The 10,880-nt window shown below is 42.0% G+C and carries 9 protein-coding genes; all 9 read right to left on the minus strand.

The window, feature by feature from the left end:
• Nucleotides 1-71: 71 nt before the first annotated feature.
• The gene (locus IPP86_06115; GenBank protein ID MBL0138092.1) at nucleotides 72-1,640 is read right to left on the minus strand and encodes a T9SS type A sorting domain-containing protein; all 1,569 of its coding nucleotides are present in this window, start codon (nucleotides 1,638-1,640) and stop codon (nucleotides 72-74) included.
• 106 nt (nucleotides 1,641-1,746) lie between these two features.
• Nucleotides 1,747-4,527, minus strand: a complete 2,781-nt coding sequence (locus IPP86_06120) for a TonB-dependent receptor (protein MBL0138093.1) — start codon at nucleotides 4,525-4,527, stop codon at nucleotides 1,747-1,749.
• Nucleotides 4,528-4,734: 207 nt separating this feature from the next.
• Nucleotides 4,735-5,781: a c-type cytochrome gene (locus tag IPP86_06125; protein MBL0138094.1), complete on the minus strand. Its 1,047-nt coding sequence runs from the start codon at nucleotides 5,779-5,781 to the stop codon at nucleotides 4,735-4,737.
• Between the two features lie 7 nt (nucleotides 5,782-5,788).
• Nucleotides 5,789-6,544: a hypothetical protein gene (locus IPP86_06130; protein MBL0138095.1), complete on the minus strand. Its 756-nt coding sequence runs from the start codon at nucleotides 6,542-6,544 to the stop codon at nucleotides 5,789-5,791.
• 1 nt (nucleotide 6,545) lies between these two features.
• Entirely contained in the window at nucleotides 6,546-7,751 is a 1,206-nt protein-coding gene (locus IPP86_06135; GenBank protein MBL0138096.1) for a YHYH protein, read from the minus strand.
• 64 nt (nucleotides 7,752-7,815) lie between these two features.
• Nucleotides 7,816-8,271 (minus strand): periplasmic heavy metal sensor, encoded by a 456-nt coding sequence (locus IPP86_06140; GenBank protein ID MBL0138097.1) that lies wholly within the window; start codon nucleotides 8,269-8,271, stop codon nucleotides 7,816-7,818.
• 7 nt (nucleotides 8,272-8,278) lie between these two features.
• The gene (locus IPP86_06145) at nucleotides 8,279-8,587 is read right to left on the minus strand and encodes a hypothetical protein (protein ID MBL0138098.1); all 309 of its coding nucleotides are present in this window, start codon (nucleotides 8,585-8,587) and stop codon (nucleotides 8,279-8,281) included.
• Nucleotides 8,588-8,680: 93 nt separating this feature from the next.
• A complete protein-coding gene (locus IPP86_06150; GenBank protein MBL0138099.1) occupies nucleotides 8,681-9,250 on the minus strand; it encodes an RNA polymerase sigma factor in 570 nt (189 codons plus the stop codon).
• Nucleotides 9,251-9,386: 136 nt separating this feature from the next.
• Nucleotides 9,387-10,811: a T9SS type A sorting domain-containing protein gene (locus IPP86_06155; protein ID MBL0138100.1), complete on the minus strand. Its 1,425-nt coding sequence runs from the start codon at nucleotides 10,809-10,811 to the stop codon at nucleotides 9,387-9,389.
• Nucleotides 10,812-10,880 lie beyond the last annotated feature (69 nt).

Below are 10,880 nucleotides of genomic sequence, written 5' to 3' on the forward strand. Positions count from 1 at the left end.
ATCTGAATTAAACCAAACAAAAAAGGCCGCCGGAAATAATTCCGGCGGCCTTTTTAAATTAATACTCTTGATTATTGGATCGTGATTTTCTCAATCACCTGTCCGCTATCAAATTTGATATTCATAAAATAAGCTCCCGCGTCAAGGTTGCGGACATCAAGCATGAGTTTCATGTCATCCAGTCGATCGAGTGAACGAACCAGGCGACCTGAAATATCATACATATTGATACTGCGAACCGGAGTCTTCGAAGCAGATGCATCAATCTGGATCATGTCTGTAGCAGGATTCGGATACACCTTCAAAGTACTTTGAATGAAAGATGAATTATCGATTCCTGTTGTCAGGTTCAATGATACTGCAACACGATGATTCAGATAACCCATGATGGTATCAATGTAAGCAAGCGCTTTGTTACGGCTCATGTCAGGATTGGTAGCAAGTGAATTGTACCAGATAGTATCGCAATGACCCTGAGTAAAACCAAGACCGAACATTGCAGTCATGTACACAGTTGTTGAATCATACCATTCCCAAGGACCAGCTTGTCCTGTTGCAGGGCCCGGAGGGTCAGCCATTTCAAATGGGAACAAACCATCATAGCCATCGTTAATCTGATTTGCACGTGTTGTGTAAGGATCTGTCCATGTATTGTTTTGGAAAGCGGAGTTATTACCCAGTGAATCGGAAATACGCACCACACGCCAGCTACCGCTTACATCAACCACAAAGTCGCCGGTTGTTGGAACGATAACCGGACCATCTTTATACGGAGCGAATGGATCATTCACGACGTGGAAAGCTATGATCGGAACATTTGGTCCGGCTTGTAACCATGAACTGTCACCCAATGCACCACCCATGTTGAACACGAATGATACGCTGTTGTCAACTCCGGGAGTGTTAGTACCCAGGTTGTAACCAGGAGCACCGCCATAACCATCGAAATCACCCCAGATAGCCTGGTTGATATAAGATTGACCGGCAGTAAAGCCATAAGATGCATTGGTTGTTGCCGCAAGGAATTTCGGAAGTGAAATTTGTCCTGTATTGTTGAGCGTAACATAAGCCATCGCAACATAACCACCGGAACCTGCTCCACCGAGAATGAATTGGGTTTCATCGATGTGATAGGTATTGGTGTTGTTCGCGTCGTTACGGAAATAACGTACGCAGGCCTTTACGTCCTGCAAAGCACGGTATACAGCCTGTAACAAAGTTCCGGTACGGATATCCTGTCCTGCTGAACCCAAAGCTGCAGGGTTCCAGCCCAAACGGTAATCCATTGCGATAGCCGTGTAACCACGACGTGCAAACTGACGGCACATTTCTGTGATAGTACTGTCGGTCTTAATACCTGTTGCCTGTCCGTTGTAGAAAATCGGAAGGAAGCTACCGGTATGGATCATGATCACTGTAGGGCGTGCACCCATCGTGTCACCAACAGGTTCGTATACATCGGCTTTAAGATCGATAGTATCTGCTGTTCCTGTCAGGAAGGAAATATTCTGTCCGTAAGTGATGTTGGGAGTTACATTCACTGAACTGAATACTTCACTTACAAAGCGTTGGGCGAATAATGTACCGCTCATTGCGGACAAGCCAACGACTAAAAGTAAAGTAAGTAATGGTTTTCTCATGGTGTTTTTTTCTTTAAGGCAAACTTAACAGAATTTTGGCTCAATTCAAATAAATACCTATTGCTTTCTGCTCAAAGCAATTACCACAACAATTCAAATAAAAAGATTATTTGGTCAATTCCACCAACACAGAAAAATAAGCCATTCTGCCGACTTCAGGACCACCATAAACAGTGAATTTTCGATTGTCGAGCAGATTTGAACTGCCAAGCTTGAGCGTCGTGTGAATTTTAGGGATTTTGTAGGACACCTGGGCATCTACCAAATCGTATGTTGGAACAAATCCGGTGAATTGAGGCGATCCTTCAAAATTGAAGCCTTTTATCCATTTGTAATTGATGTTAAACCCAACATTTTTGATATGGACTTTATTGAAAAGATAAACATCCAGATCACGTGCACTGAATCCGACATTGTATTTATGCTCCGGTGAATTGAATGCAGGAATCAAAGGATCTGTTGAACCTCCGCGGTCCAAAAGGTTGTAGGAATAATTCCCGTTGAGAGCAAAAAACTTTTTGAAGTAATAGGTCATGCCGATGGAAACTCCACGGGTCGTAACCCGATCTTTTGAATTGGTGGCGACACGATAAATATTATTCAGGTTAAACAAATTAACAGCCTGTACATAATCAACAGAGGCTCCGATTTTATAACCGATAAATTTTTTATACCAGCTGTAATAGGCGACCATATCGACATATAAATTTTTGAAAAGCGTGGTTCGGTAACCCAATTCAACCGTTTTCACTTCTTCCGGACGAATAGGATCAACATTAAAATACACAAGAGTGTCCGGATTCTGAGAATTGAATGCATTCAGCATACTTTCAATCGTGACGAGAGAATCAAACCCTGTGAGGTTTCCAACGAGCAATGCGCGACCAACATTGTAATACAAATACTGATCAGCAAGAGTAGGATTCCGGATCGCGGAGGACAAAGAAATCCTTACAATCTGCGCGGGATTGATGGTATACACACCACTTAAAGCCGGTGAAAAAAGGTAATTGAAGTTTTCATTTTTATCGAGACGGGCGGTGAGATCTACTTTCAGTTTATCACCGATGAACCGCTTTTGCAAACCTGCATAAAATCCAAATTCGCGATTTTTGATCACATAACCACCCGTATCACGGAAAATGGTACCTCTGGAATCAGGACGGTATTCACGGAAGTTTCCACCAACGGTGATCTCCATGATCTTTGGTGTGAATTTGTATTCCGCATGCATGTGATACAATGCTGATTTGTCGTAGAAGCGTGATCCGCCTTCGGAATAAAGCGTACTTGTAATGGCATGAAAGGCCGAATCAAAGGCCGCCGTGCCCGGTTCAAAACGCGGGAACTGTCCTGCTGTGGTTACAGTCTGATCCGCGTATGCACGCGTCTCGTTGTGGTATTTGTACATCGAATCAGGGTAGTTCGCGAACAGCCATGGATTGATTGCATTTACATAGTCTGTGTAAGACGGATATTGCGAAGGAGTGGGATAACCCGGCAATTGACGAACTTTTGTTCCATAGGTTGTATTCCAGTGATTGCTGTAATCCTGAGCCCAGCGACTGTCGCTTTTTGCGGCATCCTGCAAAAGCAATGCGGTAAGAAAAGCATCGTAGGAATTTCCCGCGTCTTCATTTGTGGCATACATACGCACAAAGAATTTTCCTTCCTGTCTTACTTCAAGGCGTTGCTGGTAAAAGAAAATATCTTTCAGACTATAACGATTGTCTCCCTGGTAAACAGTTGTACCATTTCCAAAATTTGAAGACAAAATTATTTCTGTTTTCTCTGTTGCCTTGTAATGCAATGCAGCATTTAATTTCAGATTTTTTGTTCCGTAATCAACAATATCTTTCTCTTCGTAACCACTGCGGTACCAGATGCCAAGACCCGGGCGAAGCGTTGCAATCGCGGAAGCGTCGTTCTGGCTGTTGTATTCATCACCATAACGGTTCACCGCGTCATAACCACCGGGATTATTTTCTTTGTTCTTGGACTGCGGTGTAGCGGCGAGATTATTGGCTTCCCAATCATTTGCCTGCATGTAAAACGCGTTCAGTTTATAACCAAACTTTTCTTTCCCTGCTTTGTTTTTAAACACCTGCGCCCAGCGAATTGCCGCCTGCATGAGGCTGCGCTCACCTGTTTTGAGTTCAACTTCCAGACCCGGTTTTACAAAAGGGCTCCGGGTAGTCATGCTGATTACACCGTTGAATGCATTCGGACCATAATATGCGGAACTAGCCCCGGCAACGAGATCGACTTTCAATACATCGAGCTCTGAACTTCCGAGGAAATTTCCCAAGGAGAAATTCAGACCCGGCGCCTGGTTGTCGACACCATCAATAATTTGTAATGAACGTACAGGGGAGGTACTGTTGAATCCGCGGGTGTTGACAATGGTAAATCCAAGAGAAGCGCTGGTAAGATCGACACCCTTCATTGTTCCCAGGGCTTCGTAAAAGCTGGTCTGAGCGCACTCCTTGATGGCAATGATATCCATCGATTCCACCGTAAGCGGAGATTCTTTTTGCTTCTCGGAAATCCGGCTGCCGGTAATTTCAACCCCTTTGAGTTCTACTTCTTTAGACTTGAGTTTTACATTCAAGCCTTTATCAGCAGAGACAACTTTAAATTCCTGAGGTTCATAACCAACGTAGGAGATCACCAGCGTCACAGGAAGAGCCTGTTTTACGTCCAGCTCGAATTTGCCATCCAGATCGGTCGCACTTCCAATGCCGGTTCCCTTGAGCGTAACGATCGCTCCTACAATGGGTTCATTGGTTTTACCATCACGGATAACACCGCTGATTTTTTGAGCGAGAACATTGAAAGAACAGAGCAGGAAACATCCGATAATGAGGATGCAGTTGTGAATTTTCATCAGAAATGGTCTTCTTGGACATTCAAACCTACGTGTTTCGGGGTAAATACGCAAATGTGAAAAGGAGGCAGGATTGATTAGGCAAAAGGCAAAAGCAAAGCAAAGTAAAAGGCAAAGGCAAAGGCAAAGTAAGGCAAAGGCAAAAGGCCCCAACCTCAAGGCAAAAGGTCAGCAAAAAGATAATCCTTTATGAAAAGTCAAAAAAATTTATCTCATAGATGGGTCGGCAAACCGACGATCCATTAAAAAAGTATTATCGGTGAGTGTTTTCAGAAACGCGATCAGATCGCTTTGCTCCTGTTCGGTCAAGCCCACGGCACGCTGGATACTCTGATCAAAATTATCTGTATAAAATTTTCCTTCGGCATAATGCTTCATGACTTCATTGAGATTCCGGAATCTTCCATCGTGCATGTATGGATAAGTTCTTTCGACGTTACGCAAGGAAGGAACTTTGAAACGCATATAATCCTCCGCCTTCCCGGTGATTGCTGCACGTCCAGAATCTTTCAATGCTGAATCGGGTTTCAATCCGATGTTCCGGTAGGAGTTATCTGTAAACAAGGGCTCCTTGTGACAATTTTCACATTTAGTTCGGAACAGATTCAACCCTCTCGTTTCCTGATCAGAAAAGGTCTCTTTCCCTTCCAGATATTTATCAAACCTTGAATTTGAAGAAACCATCAACGCTAAAAATTGTGAAAGAGATTTTAGCAGTCGCTCGGAGGTGATGTCAGTTGTTCCAAATGCTTTTTTGAAAAGTCCGGGGTAGATTGAATCTTTTTGCAATTTCATCAGCACAGTATCCAGGCTCTCCCCCATTTCAATCGGACTTGTCAGCGGCGCCAGAGGTTGCAGATCGAGATGATTGATTCCTCCATCCGCCATAAACGCGTCTTTCCAGATCAGGTTTTGTAAAGCAGGAACATTTCGTTTTCCAATTTGTCCCAGCATTCCATGACTCAGCGCGTGATCAATGTGGGCAAATGCGGCGAAACGCTGATGACAACTCGCGCAACTGGTGAAATAATCTTTTGAAAGAATGGGATCGTAAAACAATTTTCTCCCAAGCGTAAATCCAGCAACTGTGATTTTATTATTCTTCAGATCGTACAAGGGTTCGGGAAATCCTTTGGGAATTTTCAATTCCACATCCTCCGGATGGATTTCGAAATACGGATTATCCTGTATGAAACCCGCGAACAAAACGGTAAAAATAATCAGGAAAAAAAATACAATCAGATGTCTAGCCATTTTTCGATCAATGAATCTCAAGGACAGAAAACATATCGGAATAATTGTCGGCCATCATTTCCGCATTGTGAAAATCAGTGACGGATGAAAGTACAGACAAGTCCACTTTTTCCGGTGATTTAAATAATTCAAGAACATCAGCCCTGAGAACAATTTGTCTTAATGGCTCCTTAACGGATTTCTGATCAAGCGGCAGAGTTATTCTCCGAATACAATTTGCCGGAGACTTGTAACCACCTACGTGAAATTCATACATATTGGCAGGAGATTTAGAAGCCGGAGATTTTCCTTCCAGTTTCAAAAAAATATATCCCGTGTTCCATGTCCAGAACATCCCGTTCACAGGATCGAGAGCGCCGGATTGAATACCGCTACAGTTCAGGATACTGTCGACTCCGAGTGTAAAGGAAAGCGAAGAATAATTACCTGCCGGAACATCCGGAAGAAAAATTTTCTTTGTAGAAGCTTCTTCTTCGTTAATCAGGAAAACTTCTTTAGAATTATATTCCTTACCATCCACACTCTTGAGGTGGAAATTACTGAGATAGTATTTGAATTTTGTTACTGTAAAATGCTGACCCAATTCATTTGTATAGGATCCAGAATCCAGCCTGAGTGCCTGGTTTCCTGCAAAATGTTGCAACACAATCTCCAATGCACTCTGCGCCTTTATTGGCGCGGAAAAGCAACAAAACAAAAGAACAAGAGCAGAAAAATACTGTCTTGTTCTTTTGCAGGATCGTATCAGGAAAACAGATTTCAATTTATTTGGCAACCACTATTTTTTGAATATGGCTTTGTGTTTTAGAAGACAAATGAAGCAAATAATTTCCGGATGGGTATTTTGTAAAATCAAGTGTATAGCTGATGCTTGGCTGCCAGTTGTCAAATACCTGCAGCAGTTTGCCCTGTGCATTGTACAACTCCGCACGGATATTATTATCACTGGAAGGATCCATATAAATGAATGCATATTCATTTACCGGATTTGGACTCATCGAATATTGAATTCCGGAAGTGATCTCCTGCACAGCTGCAGTACTTCCATTGTAGACAGTAGTCGGCTCAATAATGGTCACATGTCCTGAACCCGGACCGGTATTTCCCTGTTGCACTACTCCGTAATACGTTCCATACATGGTGTAAGGAAACACAGGATTGAGAGCCGCGTCGATGGTCACGAAATAAGCATAAGTTCCTGCAGGATATTCCGGTGTCACACAAAACCTCCCATTTCTCTGATCCAGATCGCCGGAACCCGGGGTGTAAATATGATCTTCGATAAAACAACCTGCCGGATAAGTCGCATTGACAGCAGGTCCGTTAGCACGTGTTGTATTTGCAGATAAAGCGTAACTGCTGGTCATTCTTTTGATCGGACCGGTACCGTTGGTATTGGTGTAAGCATACGCGCCATAAATCGGGAAACCATCAAAAGCGTAGCCGATAATTGGCGAATGATGTGTACTGTCAGCATCATCATACAAACAGGTAGGGCTCACATGGTGATGATATTCTCCCTGTTGTTGTGGATGTCCAAGGCAATTGTCGAATCCCTGTCCTTCCCAATAGTAGGCATTGCGGTTCCAGATCCCCTGGTTTTGATAGGACATCGCGTCGGAAACATTGAATACACTCACACCATTGGACCAGACACCGGTATGACCCAAACCAATAGCTGTTGGAGTGCCTGTATTTTCTACAGGGTTTCTTGTGATTTTAAAAACAAAATTCTGGTTTGACGGAGTATTCGGATTTCCGCCCCATGGTCCGATACTGTATCCCGGAATGCAGGTACAACTCACGTAAACATTGTTGGTGGAATATTGTACCACCTGAACATTGGATTGAATTCCATTGTAGCCTGTCGCGCCGGTTGTATTGCGCACCCAGGTTGTAATCTCCGGGGTTTGGGCGAATGAAAGCAAAGCCGACAGAGCAAAGAAGAGAGAGAAGACTGTTTTTTTCATAGTGGTCTTTATGGTTGGGGATATTTATAATTGTAATGCTGTAGAGCTCGGGTAAGGCGAGAGTTTACCTCGGTCCGGGAGCCATCATTCGCAAAGCTTCATTGATGACTTCGTCAAATTTTTTCTGTTGTTCAGTTGTACAGATTTCTCTCACTTTTTGAAAATGATAGAAGGTTGACAATTCAATTTGTTTCTGCTGACTCACCAGGGAATCAGCCATAGCTTCAACTTGAGCTTTATCGACAGGATTTTTACTCAACATGTCAAAAAACGCGTCGTGTAATTCTCTGCTGTTTTCACGTAAGGATTGAACGGATGCACGGTGTTCATTTTTCAATGTTTCAAATTTCTCTCTTTGTTCCTGTGACAAATTCAATTCACGACTCAGAAATTCAACTAAATCACGATGAGGAGGCGGACCCATGGGCGGACCTTTTCTTGTCCACATAAATCCCAGCGTTGCCAGGTTAATGAGCAACAAAATAATAATTACAACTTTGAGAAATTTTGAATTTTCCATTCCTCGCTTAATTAATTGAATTGAGGTAACTAAAATATTCCTGGTAAACCGGACTCGATTGAGTCGTTGTGATGCGGCTGGATTTCTGGTAATGAATCATAGACAAAATATTGATTCCGGCCAATAACACAATACTCGCAGCGATTGCCCATTTTACAACCGGACGAAGGTCATAGATTCGAGCAGGAAGAGCGTTAACTTTTGAAATAATTTTCTGCTCCAGACCCAAAGGCAATTCAGGTTTTTGCAAACCATCAAGACTTTGAAGCGTGGCATCGATTTTCTGATCTATTGAATTTTTATTCTCAATATTCATTTCAATTCGTTGTATAAATCCGGAGATTGATTAAAGTAAATCAACCGGATCTGATGGTTAGATGTCAATCCTGCGGTAAACTTGCGCCTGATTTCACTTTTTTTCATAATAATCCCTGAGCAATTTCTGAAGGTTCTGTTTTGCGCGAAACAAAAGTGATTCTACAGAAGATACAGTAAGTCCCATCACCTCCGCGATTTCAGCGTAGGAGAGGATTTCAATTTTGCTTAGAACAAATGCAGTCTTTTGGTTTTCAGGAAGTTTGGCGATAGCGGCAAAGAGAATTCTTGACATTTCCTTTTTCTCGAGCTGAATTCCGGGGTGTTCAAAATCGGGGATAGTATCCAGAGGCGAAAGTTCCTGATCCTCCTTTTGCTGATGAAAAATCACGAAACGTTTTTTGGTGTTTTTCTTTCGGAGAAATTCGTAGCATTTACTGACGGTGATCCTGTATATCCAGGTTGAAAGTTTAGAATCACCCCTGAACTGATGAATCGATTTAAAAATGCTGACGAAAATTTCCTGGGTCAAATCCTCCGCATCTTCCCTGTTTTGCAAAATCCCAAGAACAGTATTGTACACTTTGGAACCAAAAATTTTTACAAATTCAGAATAAGCTGCCTGCTCAGCATTATTCATCCTTTGTATGAGATCATTATACATCATGAAAGCAGAAGGCAGAATAATTTGACGGGAAACTGAAAGTCCGGAGGAGGAAGATAAAAATTATTCTTTACAAAACAGTAAAGAGGCGAAGGTTACCGTACTTATATTTCTTTTAGCTTCAGGTGTAGCACAATCACTCCTTCACAAACCGCTTTACAACTTTACCGATTCCGGATTTCAATTCAACGAAATAAACACCAGGCGTCAATGATGATGTATTGATTTCCTCGTATTCTCCATTTTTTATTTCGTGAATGGGGACAGAAATCTGTTGACCAAAAATATTAAAAACAACAATTTCATTCCAGTTCGAAGAGTTTATTGTGATGTATAAAAGATTTCGAACAGGATTGGGGAAGAGTACAGTCTCCATCGGCCTTTCGACAAATGGCTTAACATCTGTAGGTAGACTATCACAAAGTGTCCCGCCTTCCGCTCCGAGGAAATAATTTGGAAAGTTAGGAATAGTTCCTCCATTGAATGCAGGAAGATAAACACAGTGCTGACAAACATCACAAGCTACTCCTGCACTGTCAGGGTAATTGATCACATGCATCTCAGTAGTACTATTACCGCAATTGATATAGATTTTATCATCCGGGGCTAAATATGAAAGGTAGAAATCGGCAGCTAACCCATGAGAATAATAATGATCCCAGACGGCAACTGTTAATTGACTGGCCGGAATGTTAGACGCTAACATATCAAATTGATAAATATAATCCATACTGGTCAAGTACAAATATCTTCCACTCCTAGAAAAAGCAGCTCCACCAAGACTAGCTCCATCGTTTATATCTACATGTATGAGATTACTGAACGACCCAGTGCATCTGTCAAAATCAAAAATATCCAGATCATTATATGCTTCATAATACGCAAATTTTAATCCATCTGGCGAGAACAAACATTGACCCACTCCTATTTCATGATAAGTGCTGTTAAAATTCCAAGGTCCTGATATTCCCGATGGTGTAATTAAATATTCCAAAATACCACCATAACCATATCTCTGTGTAACAACCCACCAATCTCTACCATTAGCATGCCTGCATGCTGTTATTCTCCCTGGCACCAAACTGTCATTGAACAGTACTGTATTCTTTTGAATAACACCACCACGCCCACTGTCAAGTGCCATATCAATTATTGAATAATAAAGGTAAAAAGATGCATATGAACTGAATCGATCATCAATCGTTTCATGAAATAAATAATACTTGGTTGAGTCATCAGGAAACGGAACCACCAAATTTCCTTGAGGGAGCGTCAATCCGTACGGTGCATGTGCAGTTGTAAAATCAGCAGGATTGAGCCCACTGCCATTTAACATTGTGTCATCTAAGGCATTCGCAATATAAATTCCGTTTGTATAAAAAAGCAGATTACCATTAACATCCGAAATTTCACCATTTGTCACATCAATGTTCATGAAGCGAGTTACGGTATCAATCACTAACGATCCGGAATTAAAATCCCAATTCATCCCATGCCAATTTGAAACACAACAATCATAACCCATCACCCAGATCTTATCCTGACCTTGAGCTGAGCACATCAGATTACTTATTAAAAAAAGAATTGCAGGAAAGAATTTCATTCTGTAGTTTACTTTACATCCGAATAA

The organism is Bacteroidota bacterium (assembly GCA_016720935.1).
Taxonomy (GTDB): Bacteria; Bacteroidota; Bacteroidia; order AKYH767-A; family 2013-40CM-41-45; genus JADKJP01.